Genomic DNA, 17728 nt, shown 5'->3' with positions numbered 1-17728 from the left:
CGATGTCCTACCTCCCCGGAGGCGGCTGCCCCCGTAGGCTGATACGGCAACAGGTCAGTTTGAGGGAGGTATCGTGACCAGCACGCCTGAGTGGGCTTCGCATCCGGAGTCTCTGACTCTCACCGAAGAGCAATACGACTCTCTTCCGGACCAGGTCCGCAAGATCATCGAAGTGGTGGATGGCAACGTCATCTTCTGCCAGAGCGGCACGGCAGAACACAGCGACGTCAGCAGGCGTCTTGCGAACGCTCTCGAAAGCGCCAAGCCGGGCGACCCCTGCCATCGGGTCTCCACCGATATCGATGTCTACTTCGTGAAGCGCCGGCGGCTCGACGGCAAGCTCACCTTCCGGCGTCCCGACGTCACTGTCTACCGCTGCATCGACCGCGGCGCGAAGCTGACCACCTCCGAGACCCTTCTGGTCGTGGAGGTGGTCTCCCCGGGATCCGGTTACCGCGACACCGTGGACAAGCTCGCCGAATACGCCCACGAGGGCATCGAGGTCTACTTGGTGATCACCCTGGACGACGACCTGTACGTCTCCACGATCCGCGAGTACCGCCTCGACTGGGCCAGCCGCACCTATCGCCTCGCCGCGACCCACGAGGACGTCCTCGAACTGGAACGGCCGTTCCCCGCGCAGGTCGCGTTCAAGGAACTCGACGGCTGACGACGGTCAGGGACGCTGCCCCGCGCGGTCGACGACGGCCAGGCCGGTGCGGAGCGACGAGAACCAGACCGTCCCCTTCTCGACGGTCCACAGAGCCTCGGGCGGCGCATCGGTCCAGACGCCGTTCCGCTTGACGCGCTTGCTCACCCCGGAGCCCGGCCACAGCTCGGTGTGGTCGGCGACGGCCGTCTCGCGCACACCCCGGTAGGCATGGGTGCGGGGGTCGAAGAGCACCTCGACCCGGCGCCAGCCGTCCGCGATCCGGGAGACCGACAGTACCGGGGCACCGTCGAGGCCCACCGCCGACCGGTCCACCGTCGCGCCCCGTACCAGCGACAGCGCCTTGAAGAGGGCGACCTCGTGCGCCGGGGGGACGGGGTTCCGGCGCAGGATCTCCTCCAGCTTCCGGAAGAGCCAGTCGTCCGGATCCTGGCCCGGGGTCCGGTAGTCGCGGACGGCGGCCAGCAACTTCGCGGGGGCGGTGGGCAACGCGACCAGCAGCGCGTAGGTGTTGTCAGGCTCGCGGGCCCCCGGGTTGCTCGTCGTCAGCTTGCCGTTCACCAGGTAACCGACGCGGCGGCCGTCCGCCCGCGTCCAGAACTCGAAGACCTCCGTCGGCGGAGGGGAGCCGGGGGTGAACCCCTGCCCCCTGGGCGTCCCTTTCCGGAACTGCCGCAGGACGGCGCGCGTGTAGATCCACTGGTTGTCACGCGGCGGGACGACGGTCGTCGGCACCGGCGTGGGCGTCACGTGGGCGGACGGCGTGACAACGGGCTTGACGGAGGTCGCCGGCTCCGAGCCGCCCGCCAGGGTCGTGCCCGCCACGACGACCGCCGTGACGGCGGCCACCGCCAGCGCGGGCAGCCGCCAGTTCGCCCGGGGCCGGGCGGCGGCCCGCGACAGCAGTGCCCGCCTGGCGGCCGACCTGGCCTCGGGTGTCGGCGGCGCAGGCCGCTCCCACGCCTCACGCAGTCTCTCAAGGTCGTTCACGACGTCTCCTCTCCCAGAGCGGCCTGAATCCTCTTGCGCGCCCGGTGCAGCCGCGAGCGCGCCGTACCCGCCGGAATGCCCAGCGCCTGCCCCGCCTCCTCCGACGTCAGCTCGGCCCAGGCGACGAGCAGCAGCACGTCCCTGTCGCGGCCCGCGAGTTCGGCCAGCGCGCGGGCGAGCCCCGGCCTGCGGGCGCCCGCGTCCACGGCGCGGGCGACGCGGTCGGCGTGGTCCTCCGCGCGCTCGTCGGCGCCCGTCCTGGCCAGCGCCCGGTACTGGCGGATCTCCGCCCGGCGGTGGCGGGCGATCACGTTGGAGGCGATGCCGTAGAGCCACGGCCGGGCGTCGTCGCGTGCCAGGTCGAAGCGGCGGCGCTTGTCGAAGGCGATGAGAAAGGTCTCCGCCGCGACGTCGTCGGCCAGCGTGGGGCCGAGCCTGCGCCCGGCGTAGGCGTGGATCTCCGGATAGTAGCGGTCGAAGATGCCGGCGAAACTGTCGGGCTCGCGGCGCGACCGCTCGATGATCACGGCGTCTCCGGCGTACACGGCCGCTTCCGTCCTCGGGTTCACGCCCCTCCTTCGCCGATCCCCGCAGGAGTGTTCGCGCGTTCTCACCCACGCGTCGGAGCTGGGACGTCGAGGCGCGTTACGCTTCGTGAGACACAGATTTCAGAGCCTGGAAGTGCACATTTGTCTAGGCCCGCAGTTAGAAAACGGGTTGTTGTGTCGGATTAGCATTGATTGAGTGCCTACGGATACCCCATCTTCTCCTCGGCGTTCCCTACTGGCTGACAACTCCCTGTGGCGGATGAAGAGCTACCTCCGCCCCTACGTCCCCCGGCTGGTGTTCATCTGGCTGATCACCCTGCTGGGCATCGGCACCGGCATCGCCCTCCCGCTCATCGGCAAGGAAGTGGTGGACGGCCCCGTGGCCCGGGGCGAGGCCGCCGGGCTCCTGCCCCTCGGCCTGCTGGCTCTGGGGGTCGGCGCGCTGGAGGCGTTGCTGACCTTCCTGCGGCGGCGGACGCTGATCGGCCCGGTGCTCGGGCTGGAGACGCGCATCCGCGACGACCTCTACCGGCATCTGCAGCGCCTGCCCATGGCCTTCCACAACGGCTGGCAGTCGGGCCAGCTGCTCTCGCGGGCCACCACCGACCTGTCCACGATCCGGCGTTTCCTCGGCTTCGGCATGCTGTTCCTGGTCATGAACATGCTGCAGCTCACGGTCGTGACGCTGGTGCTGCTCAACATGTACTGGCCGCTCGGCCTGCTGGTGGCCGCGTCGGCGGTGCCGATCACCCTGGTCAGCCTGCGGTTCGAGAAGAAGTACATCAGGATCTCGCGCAGGGTCCAGGACGAGCAGGGCGACCTGGCCACGCTCGTCGAGGAATCGGCCATCGGCATCCGCACGATCAAGGCGTTCGGCCGCCGCCACCACGTGTTCGACACCTACGACGTCGCGGCGCTGAAGGTACACGGCACGTCGATGGACAAGGTGCGACTGTCCTCGCGCTTCTTCACCTTCCTGGAGATGATCCCGAACTCGACCCTGGCGCTGGTGCTGCTGCTGGGCGCGCTAGCGGTGGGCGCGGGCGAGCTGTCGCTGGGCACGCTGGTGGCGTTCACGACGCTGATGCTGCAGCTCGTGTGGCCGATCGCGAGTCTCGGCTTCATCCTGGCGATGGCGCAGGAGGCGATGACCTCGGCCGACCGGGTGATGGAGGTCATGGACACCGTCCCGTCGATCCAGGACGGACCGCACGCCGCCGACCGGCCGCGCGGGCACCTGCGTTTCGAGGGGATCGAGTTCCGCTTCCCCGGCGCGAAGACCCCGGTTCTGTCCGACCTGTGGCTGGAGGTACGGCCCGGCGAGACGGTGGCGATCGTCGGCGCCACCGGCTCGGGCAAGACGACGCTGACCGCCCTGGTGCCGAGACTGCTGGACCCGACGCGGGGCCGGGTGACGATCGACGGCCGCGACATCCGCGACCTGGAGCTGTCGTCGCTGCGGCGGATCGTGGCGACCGCCTTCGAGGAGCCGACGCTGTTCTCGATGAGTGTGCGCGAGAACCTGACGCTCGGCAGCCACGACGCCTCGGAGGAGGAGCTCGAACAGGCGATCAGGACGGCGCAGGCGCAGTTCGTCCACGAGCTGCCGTGGGGCCTCGACACCCGGATCGGCGAGCAGGGCATGTCGCTGTCCGGCGGCCAGCGCCAGCGGCTGGCACTGGCGCGGGCCGTGCTGAGCAAGCCGCGGGTGCTCGTCCTCGACGACACGCTGTCGGCGCTGGACGTCGAGACGGAGGCGCTGGTCGAGGAGGCGCTGCGGCAGGTGCTGCGCGACGCCACCGGCATCGTGGTGGCGCACCGGGCCTCGACCGTCCTGCTGGCGGACAAGGTGGCGCTGCTGCGGGGCGGCACCATCACGCACGTCGGCACCCACCAGCGGCTGTTGGAAGAGGTGCCGGAGTACCGCGAGCTGCTCGCGCAGGACGCCGACCTCGACCCGACGGAAGGGGCGTTGCGATGACGGTGACGTCGCAGTCGTGGCGGGGGGGTGGCCAGCGAGGATCAGGACCAGCTCGACGAGCGGGTCTCGGTGCTGCTGCGGGAACGCTCCCGCAGGCTGCTGGGCGACCTGCTGACCCCGTACCGCAAGGCGATCGCGGCACTGACCGCGATCATCGTCGTGTCGAACCTGGCGGCGCTGTCGATCCCGTACCTGGTGAAGGTGGGCATCGACGAGGGCATCCCGCCGATGCTGAAGGGCACGGGCGCGGGGACGCTGCTGACCGTGGTCGGGGTGCTGGTGGCGGCGGCGGTCACGCAGGCGCTGACCCGGCAGGCGTTCCTGAAGCTGGCGGGCCGGATCGGGCAGGACATCCTGCTGGAGCTACGGCGCCGGGTCTTCGACCACTTCCAGCGGCTGTCGCTGTCGTTCCACGAGAAGTACACCTCCGGGCGGGTCATCTCCCGGCTGACCTCGGACGTCGAGGCCATCGCCGAGTTGCTGCAGTCGGGCTTCGACGGGCTGGTGACGGCGGTGCTGACGCTGTTCGGCACGGCGGTGCTGCTGCTGGTCCTGGATCTGGAGCTCGGGTTGGTGGCTCTGGTGCCGCTGCCGGTGCTGCTGCTGGTCACGCGCTGGTTCCGCCGGCGGTCGGCGATCGTCTACCGGCGTACCCGGGAGACGGTGGCGCTGGTCATCGTGCACTTCGTGGAGTCGATGACGGGCATCCGGGCGGTGCAGGCGTTCCAGCGCCAGGAGCGTAACCAGGAGATCTTCGCCCAGCTCAACGACGACTACCGGGCGGCCAACGCCGACAGCATGCGCCTGGTGGCGGCGTTCATGCCGGGAATCAAGCTCATCGGCAACGTGACCGTGGCGGGTGTGCTGGTGTACGGCGGCTGGCTGGCCGTCAACGAGGAGGTCACGGTCGGTGTGCTGGCGGCGTTCCTGTTGTACCTGCGGCAGTTCTACGAGCCGATGCAGGAGATCAGCCAGTTCTACAACACGCTGCAGTCGGCGGGCGCGGCGCTGGAGAAGCTGTCCGGCGTGCTGGAGGAGGAGCCCGCCGTGCCCGAGCCGCGCAAGCCGGCCGAGCTCGCGCGCTCGCGCGGCGGGGTGCGCTTCGAGGGGGTGAGCTTCGCGTACACGGCCGACCGGCCGGTGCTGCCGCATCTGGACCTGACGATCCCGGCGGGGCAGAGCGTGGCGCTGGTCGGCACGACGGGCGCGGGCAAGACGACGCTGGCCAAGCTCATCTCCCGCTTCTACGACCCGACGGCGGGCCGGGTGCTGCTCGACGGGGTGGCGCTCACCGACCTGGACGAGGCGACGCTGCGGCGAGCCGTGGTGATGGTGACGCAGGAGAACTTCCTGTTCTCGGGTACGGTCGCCGAGAACATCCGGTTCGGCCGCCCGGGAGCCTCCGACCGGGAGGTGCGGGAGGCGGCGATGGCGATCGGCGCCCACGAGTTCGTCTCGGCGCTGCCGGACGGCTACGACACCGAGGTCGGCAAGCGGGGCGGGCGTATGTCGGCGGGGCAGCGGCAGCTCGTGGCCTTCGCTCGGGCCTTCCTCGCCGACCCGGCGGTGCTCATCCTGGACGAGGCGACCTCGTCGCTGGACGTGCCGAGCGAGCGGCTGGTGCAGCGGGCGCTGCGGACGATCCTGGCCGACCGGACGGCGCTCATCATCGCGCACCGGCTGTCGACGGTGGAGATCGCCGACCGGGTGCTGGTGATGGAGCGGGGCGAGGTCGTCGAGGACGGCAGCCCCGGTGAGCTGGTCGCGGCCGCCGGCCGGTTCGCGGCCCTGCACCGGGCGTGGGTGGAGAGCCTGAGCTGACGGTGATGATGGAGACCAGGGCTCCGCCGTACCTGGGGGCGGTGCGGCGGGGCCGGGCTCAGATGAGGTGTTTGGGCACCGGGCTGAGCAGCCTGCTCTCGTCGGGGACGGCGGGCTCGCCGATGCGGCGGGCCTCGGGATGGCGGTCGAGGTAGCCCTCGGGGAAGGTGGTGACCTGGGCCGAGCCGCAGGCGGGGCAGGTCGCGGCGGTGGCGGGCGGCGCCACGTGCACGCCGTCGTGCAGCCACATCTCGCGCTGGTGGCCTCTGCCGTCGTCACCCTGTCTCACGAGGTATTCCTCGTCCCACACGTGCCAGCATCGACGGCACTCGAACTGCAGGTTCCTGAGCTCTTCTTCTTCCATGGAGGACACACCCCCTCACATCTATGGTGTGCCCACCCGGACATGGTCGCAACTTCCCTCAAAACAGGACAAAGAACACGGCACCCAGGACCACGGACAGCGTGCCGAGCCAGGCGATCAGCACGTCGGCGCCCGCTTCGAGCGGGCGCCCGTCGTGCAGGGCGCGCTGGTAGCGGCGGAAGCGGGCGCCGGTCCTGGCCAGCAGGACGGCGCCGCAGAGGACGGCGGGGGCGAAACTCGCGGCGGCGGCGGGCGGATAGCCCGCGCGCACGCTCAGCCCGGCCGCGCCCAGCCCGACGGTGGACATCACCACGCCGGTGCGGACCCAGGCGAGGCGGGTGCGCTCGCTCTGCAGTCCCGGGTCCCAGATCTCCTCAGACATGTCTGAGCGAGACGACGATGAGCACCAGTGCGACCACGGCGACGAGGGCGACGCCGTAGCCGAACAGGGCCGCGAGGGCGGGCGGGGGCAGAGGTGCCTGATTGCGCAGGGCGCGCTGGATGTTGCGCCAGCGCGGGTAGGCCATTCCTGCGGCCAGCGCCGACAGCGCGACGAGCATGATGGCGAGGACGGCCCGTATCCAAGGGACGAAGACGTCCTCGGGCAGGGCGGCGATGCCGACCCCGCCGGCGCTGAGGGCGAGAGCCGTGCTCAACCAGGTGAGAAAGGTACGTTCATTCGCAAGAGTGAATCGAGGGTCCGGCTCCATACAAACGACCGTAATTCGTACATATTTCCCCTAGAGAAGGCGGGATTCGCACTCGCCAGGGGCTACGAGCAGGCCTTGCGGATCTGGTCGAGGTAGGCGGCCGTCTCGGTGGTCACCTTCTGGGCGGCGTCGACCGCGCCGTTGACGTCGGTGACGTTGAGGCCGCCGAGGGTCTTGGCCAGGTCGTCGGTGGCTTCCTTGACCGTGGTGTTGGCGGCCTTGTCGGCCGTTTCGCCGAGCTTGGCGGCGGCGTCGTCGAGGGCCTTGCTCATGCCCTGCGGGTCGTTGGCGAACTTGGTCACGTCGGCGACCAACTGGGTGACGATCTTCGGCGCCTCAAGGCACGCCTGTGCCTTGTCGATGGTCTGGTTGATCTCGCCGCAACCGGCGAGGAACAGAGCGGAGGCGAACAATGCCAGAGGAACGAACCTGAGTCGCATGTCATCGACACTACCCAACGGTCGCCGACGTTGACGCGGAGTGCACAACCTCACACCCGGTGGCGGAGGAAGCTCCCTGCTGGTTCTACGATCACGGTATGGCTATGTGTGAGCATCTTTCCAGTGCGGACGACCCTGCCGCCCTGACTCCGGAGGGCTGCGCGGAGTGCCTGGCGGCGGGTGCCCGGTGGGTCCATCTGCGCCGCTGCCTGGAGTGCGGCCACATCGGCTGCTGCGACTCCTCGCCCAACCGGCACGCCAGCAAACACTTCCAGCGGGAGGGTCACCCGGTGATGCAGTCCTTCGAGACGGGCGAGAGCTGGCGGTGGTGCTTCGTGCACAACCAGATGGGGTGAGCCTCAGCGTTCGAGGATGGCCTCCTCGAAGTCGAGTTCGGCCATCATCCTGCGCAGCACCTCGTCGTCGATGCGCCGCTCGTCGCGCAACCGGACCAGGGTCGCGCGCTCGGCGTCCAGCATCATGAGGCGCACGCGGCGGTAGAGAGCACTCGGCGTCTCAGAGCCGCCCGCTGCGGTGCCGCCGCCGAGACGCTCCCACGCGGTCAGCGCGCGGCGCTCGCTCTTCTCCCTGACCTGGTCGAACACACTCGCCTGCAGCTCGTCCGGCTCACCCTCCAGCTCGATCACCCGGTCCAGCACCCGCAGCCCGGCGTCACGGGCGGCCTCCTGGGCGGCGGCCTCGGCGAGCGTGTCCTCGTACTCCTCCCCCGCGCTCGACACGCGCAGCCGCCTGATCAGCGCGGGGAACGACAGCCCCTGCACGAGCAGGGTCGCGATCACCGTCGTGAACGACAGGAACAGCAGCAGGTCGCGGTCGGCGACCTCCTCGGGGATGGCGAAGGCGGCGGCCAGCGACACCACGCCGCGCATGCCCGCCCAGCCGAGCACCACGACGTTCTGCGGCGGCGGCCTGAACGAGCTCTTGAACACCGCCGACGGGAGGTAGGTCGCGGGGAAGACCCACGCGAAGCGGGCCACCACCGTCACCACGAAGATGACCACGGCGTACAGGGTGACCTGGAGGATGTCGCGCTCGGAGGCGGCGACGCCCTCCAGGATGGGCAGGAGCTGCAGCCCGATCAGCGCGAAGACGATCGTCTCCAGGAAGAAGTTCGTCACCCGCCACACGCCGGCCGACAACAGGCGGGTGCCGAAGCCCTGGAGGTACATGCGGTGCCCCAGGTACAGGCCCACGAGCACCACGGAGATGACACCGGAGGCGTGCACCAGTTCGGCCGCCAGATAGGCGGCGAACGGGATCAGCAGCATGATGGTGTTCTCCACGAGCGAGTCGTGGCACATCGCCAGCAGGCGGCCGAACAGCCAGGCCAGCGCCAGGCCGATCGCGATGCCGCCCGCCGCCGCGTAGACGAACTCCAGGATGCCGTCGAACAGGTCCACGCCGCCGCCGACCAGGGCGCCGATCGCGACGCGGTAGACGGTCAGGGCGGTGGCGTCGTTGAACAGGCTCTCGCCGATCAGAATCGTGAGCAGGCGGCGGGGCAGCCCGAGCCTGCGGCCGACGGCGACGGCGGCCACGGCGTCCGGCGGGGCGATGATCGCGCCGAGCGCGAACGCGGCGGCCAGGGGGAGCTCGGGCAGCAGCAGGTGCGTCACCCAGCCGACGATCAGCGTCGTGAACAGGACCAGCCCGATCGACAGCAGCGCGACGGCGCGGGTGACGTCGCGCAGGCGGAGGTAGGAGCTCTCGATGGCGGCCGAGTAGAGCAGAGGCGGCAGGAAGACGAACAGGACGAGTTCGGGGTCGAGGGGGACGACGGGCAGCAGCGGGGAGACCAGGAGACCGGCCAGGACGAGCAGGAGGGGGGCGGGCCAGCCCTTGCGCCGCGCCAGGGCGGCGACCGCCAGCGCGCCGCCGGCCACCAGCAGCAGGTGCAGCGCCGTCTCAGCGTTCACGTGCCGTCCTCTCCGGTAGGTGTGTGGCTCGTGCGCCAATTCTGTGCCAGAGCGGGGGGATGTGCTCGTCTTTCAGCTCGTGTCGGCGACTGCGAGTCATATCCGCCTGTTACGGGCGCTCCTGTCACGACACGGCCACGGCACTCCCGCTGTCACGTGAGAAGCCCCGAACCTCCCGGCGTCACGGGAGACCCCAGAATTCAGCCGTCACGTGAGCCCCCAGTTGTTGCGTAAGAGACCCCAGAACTCCAGCCGTTACGGCAAAGCCCCCGAACCGCCCCCCGCCGCCGTGCGCCGACGGCCTCCAAGGCACGCTCCTCCTCCGGCCCCGTCCCACCGCGACGACTCCGCTCTTACCCGGGGCCCGGCCCGCGCCGGCCACCGTACGAGGCGCCGATGTTCGCCGCACCGCACCCCGCCGTCGCGGCGCCACGAAACCCGGACGCCGGGGAGCCTCGGGCGAGCACGCGGCACACGTCCAGGGGCCGGGTCATCGCTCGCTGGCGTCTACCCTGTCAGGCGCGCACCCACCCAGAGGGCCGGGTCACCACTCCCTGCGGTCGGGGCGGCCGTCCTGTTGCTGGTCGGGGCGTAGGCGCTCGCCCGTCGTGAACATCGGGTCGTGGACGTACGGGCGGGTCGTCTCCGAGTCCGACTGCTGCTGGTTGCTCAGCGCGAGCAGCGGGTCCACCGGGTTGGGCGCGGCGCCGGACGGCGGGTAGTCGGCCGGATCCGCAGCCGGGTAGGAGTCGCCGGAGGTGTACGGCTCGGCCTGGCGGCGGCCCGCGCCGGGGATACCGTGCATCGGGGTGCCCAGGCCCGCCGTGCTGCCGCCCGGTGAGCGGTAGCCGCTGGGGCGGGTGTGCTGGCCGGTGGAGTACGGGTCCGGCTGGGCGTAGGACTCGCGGGGGGCGTAGTCGCCGCTGGAGTAGTCGGGGCCGCTCGTGTAGTCGGAGCCACCTTGGGAGGAACCGCCCTGGGAGCCGTACGAGCCCTGGGAGGCGTGCGGATCGTAGGACTGACGGTGCTGCGGCGGCTGGAACGCGTCGCCGCCGCCGAGCGGATCCTGTCGGTGGTGCTGCGACAGACCGAGCGGGTCCTGCTGGCTGGGCTGAGCAGGAGTACCGAGCGGGTCCTGCCGGGACGCCGCCGGGAAGCCCAGCGGGTCGGTGCTGAGCGGGGCCTGACGGTAGCGCTGGTCGGGCTGACCGGGCAACTGGTAGACGGGCCCGTTGGCGCCGGTGGCCGGGTCGGCGGAGTACTGGGGCTCCGGGCTGTACTGCGGACCGGTGAAGGGCTGCTGGCGTGCGGGGTCGCCGTAGGACTGCTGGTCGGCGTAAGGCTGCTGGTCCTGGTAGGACTGCTGGCCGCCGTACCCGGGCTGGTCACCGTACGGGGTCTGGTCGGCGTACCCGGGCTGGTCCTGGTACGCGGGCTGGTCCTGGTACGCGGGCTGGTCCTGGTACGCGGGCTGGTCCTGGTACGCGGGCTGGTCCTGGTACGCGGGCTGGTCGCCGTACAAGGGCTGGTCGTACGGCTGACGGCTCTGGGCGGGGTCGCGCGGCTGGCCGGTCTCGTAGGAGGCGACCAGCTTGTCCTGCTGGGCGGGGGTGCCACGGGCGACCAGGACGTCGTTGGGCGACAGCGCCGCCGTGGGGCGGTCGTCCGGGGCCTGCGCGGGCTGCGCGGCCATGGGCGGGCTGGTGGGCGGGCGGTGGTACTGGCCGGTGCCGGGGATGACCTCGGGCGCACCCGCCTCGTCGGCGGGGTCCTCCAGGTGCTCGCCGGTCGCCTCGGCGTAGCCGTCGTCGAGGGTGTCGAGCAGGCGGCCGACGTCGTCCATCGGCATGCGGAAACTGCCGGTGCACATCTCCCCTCGCCACAGGCTGAGCACCAGGGTTCCCTCGTGCCAGGTCACCCGGAGACACCGCTCCTGGCCTCGGGCATCGAAGAACACTTCGCCGAACGACGGCAACGGGACAACTTCCGACATGGCAGACATACTGCTTTAACCAGCCTTTATTCGTCCACTCAACCCCGGAAACCCTACCGAGCGGGCGGTGCCAGTCCTTCCGCCGCCCCCGGCCGTCACACCGGGAAGATCTTTCTTGACCAGTTGGGATCCCGACCGCCAGTGTGCCACGCGAGATGCCCGAACGGTTCACGAACGCCGGGATGCGTCCACGCGGTCACTCCCCGATCACTCCGCCGGAGCCGGTAGCGTTGTGCCGTGCCGGACTCCCACCTCCCTCCAGTCGAAGAGCTTCTCAAAGCCGCGGTCGCCGCTCTCGGAGGGAGCGATCGGCCCGGCCAGTTGCAGATGGTCAACGCCGTCCAGCGGGCCATCGACACCGAGGAGCATCTCGCCGTGCAGGCCGGCACGGGCACCGGCAAGTCCCTGGCCTACCTCGTGCCCTCGGTCAGACACGCCATGGGCACCGACTCCCCCGTCGTGGTCTCGACGGCCACGATCGCGCTGCAGCGCCAACTCGTCGACCGCGACCTGCCGAGACTGGCCGAGACGCTGGTCAAAGAGCTGCCGCACGAGCCGACGTTCGCGATCCTGAAGGGCCGCCGCAACTACCTGTGCCGTTACAAGGCGACCGCGGGCTGGCCCGAGGAAGACGAGCACGACCAGCTCTTCGACGTCCGCGACGTGAGCGCGACCGGCCGTATGGTCCAGCGCATCCAGGAGTGGGCCGAGGAGACCGAGACCGGCGACCGCGACGAACTGGTCCCAGGCGTCAACGAGCAGGCGTGGCGGCAGTTCTCGGTCAGCGCGCAGGAGTGCCTGGGCGCCCAGCGCTGCCCGAGCGGCCCCGAGTGCTTCGCCGAACTGGCCAGGTCGCGGGCGGGCGAGGTCGACATCGTGGTGACCAACCACGCGCTGCTCGCGATCGACGCCATGGGCGACATCCCCGTGCTGCCCGAGCACGACGTCGTGATCGTGGACGAGGCCCACGAACTGGTCGACCGGGTGACCTCGGTCGTGACGAGCGAGCTGTCGGAGGGCAGCGTGTCGCTGGCGGTGCGGCGGGTCTCCCGACTGATCGAGCAGTCCGTGGCCGACCAGCTCCTGGAGTCGGGCGAAGACCTCAAGGCGCTGCTGGCGGCGGCCCCGCCGGGGCGCATCGACGAGCTGCCCGAAGTACTCGGGCTGACGCTGGCGCTGGTCAGAGACGCGGCGGCGCGCTGCGTGACCGCGCTCGGGCCGCGCGGGGCCGACAAGGACGACCCGGAACGGGCCGGGCAGCGCAAGGCCGCCTTCACCGCCCTCGACGAGGTCCACGACACGGCCGTGCGCATGCTGGAGGCCTACGGCCACGCCTCGGAGAACGACCGGGCCGAGGTGGTGTGGCTCGACGAGGGCAGCGACCGGCGCCCGCCGATGCTGCGGGTGGCGCCGCTCAACGTGGGCGGCATGCTGCGCGAGCGCCTGTTCGGCGAGCGCACGGTGGTGCTGACCTCGGCGACGCTGGCGCTGGGCGGCTCCTTCGACGGGATGGCCAAACAGTGGGGGCTGGGCGAGCCACCGGCTCCGGAGGGCGGCGAGCAGGTGACCGTCCCGGGCGGTGAGAAGGGCCGCAAGCAGAAGGTCAGAGGGTGGACGGGCATGGACGTCGGCTCGCCGTTCGACCACCAGCGCTCGGGCATCCTGTACGTGGCCAAGCACCTGCCGCAGCCGGGCCGTGACGGCCTGCCCGAGGCGTACGTGGACGAGATCGCCGAGCTGATCGAGGCGGCGGGCGGGCGCACTCTCGGGTTGTTCTCCTCGATGCGCGCGGCCAAGGCCGCGACGGAGGCGCTGCGCGAGCGGCTGGACGTGCCGCTGCTGTGCCAGGGCGACGACTCCACGATGCTGCTGGTCAAGCAGTTCGCGGAGGACGAGTCGACCTGTCTGTTCGGCACCCTGTCGCTGTGGCAGGGGGTGGACGTGCCAGGGCCGTCGCTACGGCTGGTGATCATCGACCGGGTGCCGTTCCCCCGGCCGGACGACCCGCTCACCTCGGCCCGCCAGCGGCACGTGCAGTCCAAGGGGGGCAACGGGTTCATGGCGGTGGCGGCGACGCACGCGGCGCTGCTGCTGGCGCAGGGGGTCGGGCGCCTGCTGCGGGCACAGGACGACAAGGGCGTGATCGCCGTCCTCGACCCGAGGCTGGCGACGGCCCGTTACAGCGGCTTCCTGCTGGGCTCCCTCCCCCCGTTCTGGCGCACCACGGACCCGGCTGTCGCCCGTAGTGCTCTGAAGCGCCTCTCCGTCTGATCCGGCGCTGTGGGGGCCGGGGCTAGGAGAACGGGGTCAGGTCCGGGCGTTTGGCCGACAGGCCGTCGCCGGAGGAGGCGCCCCGGATGCGGCGGGAGACCCACGGGACCAGGTGCTCGCGGATCCACACCGCGTCCTCGCGGCGCTTGGCCCTCGGATCCACCAGGCGTTCCGGCCAGGTGATCTGCCAGGAGTCCTCGACCGGGACACCCAGCATGTCGAGCACCCGGGCGGCGACCAGGCGGTGACCGTCCTCGTTCATGTGCAGGCGGTCGGTGCTCCACGCCCGCCAGTCGCGCAGCCCCTGCATCGACCACTGGTCGACCAGGCGGCAGCCGTACAGGTCGGCGATCGAGCGGACGTGCAGGTAGAAGATCGCGAACTTGCCGCGCATCCGCCGCATGAGCGGTGTGTCGCGCGGGTCCACGCCCGTGAACAGCAGTACGTCAGCGCCCGTGGCGCGCAGGTCGCGGACGGCGCGGGCGAGCTTCTTGGCCATCGCGTCCGGGTCGCTGCCTGGCCGCAGCAGGTCGTTGCCGCCCGCGCACAGGCTCACCAGGTCGGGCGACAGTTCGACCGCCACCGGCACCTGCTCGGTGACGATCTGGTCCAGGAGCTTGCCGCGCACCGCGAGGTTCGCGTAGCGGAAGGACGGGTTCTCGACGGACAGCCGCTGGGCGACCCGGTCGGCCCAGCCCCGGAACTCCTCGCCGACGCCCGGGTCGTTGAGGCCCTCGGTGAAGCTGTCGCCGAGGGCGGCGAAGGAGGCGTAGTGGCGCGTCACCCGCGGACCAGTTCGGCGACGGCGCGCAGCGCGTGGACGTACGAACGCAGCCCGAAGCCCGCGATGGTGCCGGTCGCCACCCCGGCGACGACCGAGGTGTGGCGGAACTCCTCGCGCGCGGCCGGGTTGGAGATGTGCACCTCGACCAGCGGCGCGGTGCGCTGGGCGATGGCGTCGCGCAGCGCGTAGGAGTAGTGGGTGAACGCGGCCGGGTTGAGCACGACGGGGATGCGGTGGTCGGCGGCCTCGTGCAGCCAGCCGATCATGGTGGCCTCGTCGTCGGTCTGCCGGACCTCGACCTCGATGCCGAGTTCGCGGCCGGTGTCCTCGCACAGCCGGGTCAGGTCGGCGAAGGTCTCGGCGCCGTAGACGTCGGGTTCGCGGGTGCCGAGGCGGCGCAGGTTGGGACCGTTGAGCACGTAGATCATCGCGCGATCTCCTTGTAGGCGGCCTCCAGGAGCGCCTCGGACGGGTCCTCCAGCCGGGCGGGCCTGGCGAGTTCGTCGAGGACGACGAAGCGCTGCTTGGCGCCCCGGTTCTTCTTGTCGAGGCGCATGTGCTCGCGCAGTCGCGGCCAGGCGTCGGCGCGGTAGCCGACCGGCAGTCCCACGGAGGTGAGGACGGCGCGGGTGCGCTCGACCAGGTCGGCGCGGCCGGACAGGCGCGACAACTCGGCCGCGTACGTCATGCCGATGGCGACGGCCTCGCCGTGGCGCATCTCGTAGTGCTCGTGGCGCTCGATGGCGTGGGCCAGCGTGTGGCCGTAGTTGAGGATCTCGCGCAGCCCGGCCTCGCGCAGGTCGGCGCCGACCACGTCGGCCTTGATGCGGATCTTGCGCTCGATGAGCTCGCGGGTGTGCTCGCCGTCGGGGCGGGTGGCGCCCTCGGGGTCGGCCTCGACGAGGCGCAGGATCGTCGGGTCGGCGATGAAGCCGCCCTTGATGACCTCGGCCAGCCCGGCGACGTAGTCGGCCTTCGGCAGCGTCGCCAGGGTGCGGAGGTCGCACAGGACCCCGGCGGGCGCGACGATGGTGCCGACGAGGTTCTTGCCCTCGGGCGTGTCGATGCCGTTCTTGCCGCCGACGGCGGCGTCGACCATGCCGAGCAGCGTCGTCGGCACCAGCACGGTGCGGACGCCGCGCAGCCAGGTGGCGGCGACGAACCCGGCCAGGTCGGTGGTGGCGCCGCCGCCGACGCCGACGACGGCGTCCGAGCGGGTGACGCCGTAGCGGCCGAGCGCCGACCACAGGCCGGCGGCGACCTCGACGCTCTTGGCCTGCTCGCCGTCGGGGACGGGGAGTTCGACCACGTCGTAGCCGGCCTCGGCCAGGCTCTCGCAGACCGGGCGGGTGATCTCGGGCAGCGTGGCCGGGTGGATGACGGCGACCGTGCGGGCGCCTTCGCCCACGAGGCCGGGCAGGTCGCCGAGCACGCCCTCACCGACGACCACGTCGTACGGGCTGTCGCCGCTCACGCGGATGCGGGTCGCGCTCACGCGGGCAGTCCCTTCACGATCTCCGCCACGACGTCGGCGGGCTCGCGGCCGTCGGTGGCGACGGTGAGCACGGCCAGCCGCTCGTAGATGGGACGGCGCTGCTCCATGAGGCGCTTGAGCTGGCTGCGCGGGTTGAGGACCAGCAGCGGGCGGGCGGTGCCGAGGCCGACCCGCTGGACGGCGTCGGCCAGCCCGACCTGGAGGTAGACGACGGTGTGGCCCTGAAGCAGTTCCTGGGTGGCCTCGCGCAGGATCGAGCCGCCGCCCAGGGCGAGGACGCCGTCGTGCTCGGCGAGCGCGGCGGCCACCGCGGCGGACTCCAGGTCGCGGAAGCGCTCCTCGCCGTCCTCGACGAAGATGTCGCCGACCTCCTTGCCCGCGACGGCCTCGACGTCGGCGTCGGTGTCGCGGAAGGCGGCGCCGAGGCGCTCGGCCAGCAGGCGGCCGACGGTGGACTTGCCGGATCCGGGCGGGCCGACCAGCACGGCCCTGGGCTTGACGTTCACTTGATCACCATCGACGACAGGTAGCCGGACAGGTTGCGGGCGACCTCCTCGACGGAGTCGCCGCCGAACTTCTCCAGGGCGGCGTCGGCGAGCACCAGCGCGACCATGGCCTCGGCGACGATCCCGGCGGCCGGGACCGCGCACACGTCGGAGCGCTCGTGGTGGGCCTTGGTGGCCTCGCCGGTCTTGACGTCGATCGTGGCCAGCGCCCTCGGGACGGTGGAGATCGGCTTCATCGCGGCGCTCACCCGCAGGATCTCGCCGTTGGTCATGCCGCCCTCGACGCCGCCCGCGCGGTTGGTGACGCGCCGGACGCCGTCGGCCGTGGAGTACTCGATCTCGTCGTGCGCGCGCGAGCCCGGACGGCGGGCGGTCTCGAAGCCGTCGCCGACGGCCACGCCCTTGATCGCCTGGATGCCCATGAGCGCCCCGGCCAGCCGGGAGTCGAGGCGGCGGTCCCAGTGGGTGTAGCTGCCGAGGCCGGGCGGCAGGCCGTAGGCGAGGACCTCGACGACGCCGCCGAGCGTGTCGCCGTCCTTGTGGGCGCGGTCGATGACCTCGACCATGGCCGCGCTGCCCGCCGGGTCGAAGCAGCGCACCGGGTCGTCGTCGACGCGCGCCAGGTCGCCGGGGGCGGGCAGGTGCTCGGACGGCGTGCGGGCGCCGCCGATCTCGGTGACGTGGCTGATGAGGTCGACGCCGAGCGCCTGCTTGAGGAAGCGCCTGGCGACCTCGCCGAGCGCCACCCGGGCGGCGGTCTCGCGGGCGCTGGCCCGGTCGAGCACGTTGCGGGCGTCGTCGAGGCCGTACTTCTGCATGCCCGCGAGGTCGGCGTGGCCGGGGCGGGGGCGTGAGCGCGGCGCGTTGCGGGCCAGCCCCTCCAGCTCGGCGGGATCGACCGGGTCGGCCGCCATGACCTTCTCCCACTTGGGCCACTCGGTGTTGCCGACCCGGATGGCGACCGGGCTGCCCATGGTGCGGCCGTGGCGCACGCCGCCGACGATGGCCACCTCGTCCTGCTCGAACTTCATGCGGGCGCCGCGCCCGTAACCGAGGCGGCGGCGGCGCAGGGCCTCGTCGATGGCGGCCGTGGTCACCTCGACCCCGGCCGGCAGGCCCTCCATGATGGCGACGAGTTCGGGGCCGTGTGACTCTCCGGCGGTCAACCAGCGCAACATGTGTCCAAGTCTTCCATGCGCGGCGGGGTGGTGAGGTCTG

18 protein-coding genes are annotated in these 17728 nt (G+C 71.4%); 5 read left to right on the top strand and 13 right to left on the bottom strand.

The features are described 5' to 3' along the window. The first annotated feature begins 73 nt into the window (after positions 1-73). On the top strand, positions 74-670 hold the full coding sequence (locus ABD120_RS02500; protein ID WP_343947994.1) for a Uma2 family endonuclease: 597 nt from the start codon (positions 74-76) through the stop codon (positions 668-670). A 6-nt stretch (positions 671-676) separates the two neighbouring features. Here the strand turns inward: ABD120_RS02500 and ABD120_RS02495 are convergent, their stop codons facing one another. Both ABD120_RS02495 and ABD120_RS02490 read right to left on the bottom strand, forming a co-directional pair. Then, positions 677-1660, bottom strand: coding sequence for a hypothetical protein (locus ABD120_RS02495; RefSeq protein ID WP_343947993.1), 984 nt, complete (start codon positions 1658-1660; stop codon positions 677-679). Continuing rightward, positions 1657-2229, bottom strand: coding sequence for an RNA polymerase sigma factor (locus ABD120_RS02490; protein ID WP_343947992.1), 573 nt, complete (start codon positions 2227-2229; stop codon positions 1657-1659). The genes ABD120_RS02495 and ABD120_RS02490 overlap by 4 nt, the downstream gene beginning before the upstream one ends. 238 nt (positions 2230-2467) lie before the next feature. On the opposite strand from ABD120_RS02490, the gene ABD120_RS02485 reads away from it, so the two are divergent. Both ABD120_RS02485 and ABD120_RS02480 read left to right on the top strand, forming a co-directional pair. Further along, positions 2468-4189 (top strand): ABC transporter ATP-binding protein, encoded by a 1722-nt coding sequence (locus tag ABD120_RS02485; RefSeq protein ID WP_343947991.1) that lies wholly within the window; start codon positions 2468-2470, stop codon positions 4187-4189. Between the two features lie 27 nt (positions 4190-4216). Next, positions 4217-6010, top strand: coding sequence for an ABC transporter ATP-binding protein (locus ABD120_RS02480; protein ID WP_343947990.1), 1794 nt, complete (start codon positions 4217-4219; stop codon positions 6008-6010). A gap of 58 nt (positions 6011-6068) precedes the next feature. On the opposite strand, the gene ABD120_RS02475 is transcribed toward ABD120_RS02480, so the two are convergent. The 4 genes from ABD120_RS02475 to ABD120_RS02460 form a co-directional block, all read right to left on the bottom strand. Then, positions 6069-6299: a hypothetical protein gene (locus ABD120_RS02475; RefSeq protein WP_343947989.1), complete on the bottom strand. Its 231-nt coding sequence runs from the start codon at positions 6297-6299 to the stop codon at positions 6069-6071. Positions 6300-6432: 133 nt separating this feature from the next. Next, positions 6433-6756 (bottom strand): DUF202 domain-containing protein, encoded by a 324-nt coding sequence (locus ABD120_RS02470; RefSeq protein WP_343947988.1) that lies wholly within the window; start codon positions 6754-6756, stop codon positions 6433-6435. Next, positions 6749-7084: a YidH family protein gene (locus ABD120_RS02465; RefSeq protein ID WP_343947987.1), complete on the bottom strand. Its 336-nt coding sequence runs from the start codon at positions 7082-7084 to the stop codon at positions 6749-6751. Before ABD120_RS02465 ends, ABD120_RS02470 begins: the two co-directional genes overlap by 8 nt. Positions 7085-7146: 62 nt before the next feature. Beyond that, positions 7147-7524 (bottom strand): hypothetical protein, encoded by a 378-nt coding sequence (locus ABD120_RS02460; protein WP_343947986.1) that lies wholly within the window; start codon positions 7522-7524, stop codon positions 7147-7149. Positions 7525-7628: 104 nt separating this feature from the next. Here ABD120_RS02460 and ABD120_RS02455 point away from each other — a divergent pair, with 104 nt between their 5' ends. After that, complete coding sequence (locus ABD120_RS02455; protein WP_343947985.1) at positions 7629-7880, top strand: UBP-type zinc finger domain-containing protein; 252 nt, start codon at positions 7629-7631, stop codon at positions 7878-7880. Positions 7881-7883: 3 nt separating this feature from the next. Here ABD120_RS02455 and ABD120_RS02450 read toward each other — a convergent pair whose 3' ends face one another. Both ABD120_RS02450 and ABD120_RS02445 read right to left on the bottom strand, forming a co-directional pair. Then, the gene (locus ABD120_RS02450; RefSeq protein WP_343947984.1) at positions 7884-9461 is read right to left on the bottom strand and encodes a Na+/H+ antiporter; all 1578 of its coding nucleotides are present in this window, start codon (positions 9459-9461) and stop codon (positions 7884-7886) included. Positions 9462-10005: 544 nt separating this feature from the next. Next, the gene (locus tag ABD120_RS02445) at positions 10006-11454 is read right to left on the bottom strand and encodes a hypothetical protein (protein WP_343947983.1); all 1449 of its coding nucleotides are present in this window, start codon (positions 11452-11454) and stop codon (positions 10006-10008) included. 237 nt (positions 11455-11691) lie between these two features. Between ABD120_RS02445 and ABD120_RS02440 the strand changes: the two genes are divergently transcribed. Beyond that, positions 11692-13725: an ATP-dependent DNA helicase gene (locus ABD120_RS02440; RefSeq protein WP_343947982.1), complete on the top strand. Its 2034-nt coding sequence runs from the start codon at positions 11692-11694 to the stop codon at positions 13723-13725. Between the two features lie 22 nt (positions 13726-13747). Here the strand turns inward: ABD120_RS02440 and ABD120_RS02435 are convergent, their stop codons facing one another. From ABD120_RS02435 to aroC, 5 genes are read right to left on the bottom strand one after another with little or no spacing between them, the layout of a single operon-like run. Beyond that, positions 13748-14509, bottom strand: coding sequence for an SGNH/GDSL hydrolase family protein (locus ABD120_RS02435; protein WP_343947981.1), 762 nt, complete (start codon positions 14507-14509; stop codon positions 13748-13750). Then, positions 14506-14937, bottom strand: a complete 432-nt coding sequence (aroQ, locus tag ABD120_RS02430) for a type II 3-dehydroquinate dehydratase (protein ID WP_343947980.1) — start codon at positions 14935-14937, stop codon at positions 14506-14508. The genes ABD120_RS02435 and aroQ overlap by 4 nt, the downstream gene beginning before the upstream one ends. Further along, the gene (aroB, locus tag ABD120_RS02425) at positions 14934-16004 is read right to left on the bottom strand and encodes a 3-dehydroquinate synthase (RefSeq protein ID WP_343947979.1); all 1071 of its coding nucleotides are present in this window, start codon (positions 16002-16004) and stop codon (positions 14934-14936) included. Before aroB ends, aroQ begins: the two co-directional genes overlap by 4 nt. Beyond that, positions 16001-16510: a shikimate kinase gene (locus tag ABD120_RS02420; protein WP_343947978.1), complete on the bottom strand. Its 510-nt coding sequence runs from the start codon at positions 16508-16510 to the stop codon at positions 16001-16003. Before ABD120_RS02420 ends, aroB begins: the two co-directional genes overlap by 4 nt. Continuing rightward, the gene (aroC, locus tag ABD120_RS02415) at positions 16507-17688 is read right to left on the bottom strand and encodes a chorismate synthase (protein WP_343947977.1); all 1182 of its coding nucleotides are present in this window, start codon (positions 17686-17688) and stop codon (positions 16507-16509) included. Before aroC ends, ABD120_RS02420 begins: the two co-directional genes overlap by 4 nt. Between the last annotated feature and the right edge of the window lie 40 nt (positions 17689-17728).

This window comes from Nonomuraea longicatena (assembly GCF_039525605.1).
Taxonomy (GTDB): domain Bacteria; phylum Actinomycetota; class Actinomycetes; order Streptosporangiales; family Streptosporangiaceae; genus Nonomuraea; species Nonomuraea longicatena.
This window is presented reverse-complemented; position numbering and strand designations above follow the sequence as displayed.

Excerpts from the sequence above, each read along its gene's own strand:
- ABD120_RS02455 (WP_343947985.1), top strand. The coding sequence starts at position 7,629 with ATGTGTGAGCATCTTTCCAGTGCGGACGACCCTGCCGCCCTGACTCCG.
- aroQ (WP_343947980.1), bottom strand. The coding sequence starts at position 14,937 with ATGATCTACGTGCTCAACGGTCCCAACCTGCGCCGCCTCGGCACCCGC.
- ABD120_RS02465 (WP_343947987.1), bottom strand. The coding sequence starts at position 7,084 with ATGGAGCCGGACCCTCGATTCACTCTTGCGAATGAACGTACCTTTCTC.
- ABD120_RS02485 (WP_343947991.1), top strand. The coding sequence starts at position 2,468 with ATGAAGAGCTACCTCCGCCCCTACGTCCCCCGGCTGGTGTTCATCTGG.
- ABD120_RS02470 (WP_343947988.1), bottom strand. The coding sequence starts at position 6,756 with ATGTCTGAGGAGATCTGGGACCCGGGACTGCAGAGCGAGCGCACCCGC.
- ABD120_RS02460 (WP_343947986.1), bottom strand. The coding sequence starts at position 7,524 with ATGCGACTCAGGTTCGTTCCTCTGGCATTGTTCGCCTCCGCTCTGTTC.
- ABD120_RS02445 (WP_343947983.1), bottom strand. The coding sequence starts at position 11,454 with ATGTCGGAAGTTGTCCCGTTGCCGTCGTTCGGCGAAGTGTTCTTCGAT.
- aroC (WP_343947977.1), bottom strand. The coding sequence starts at position 17,688 with ATGTTGCGCTGGTTGACCGCCGGAGAGTCACACGGCCCCGAACTCGTC.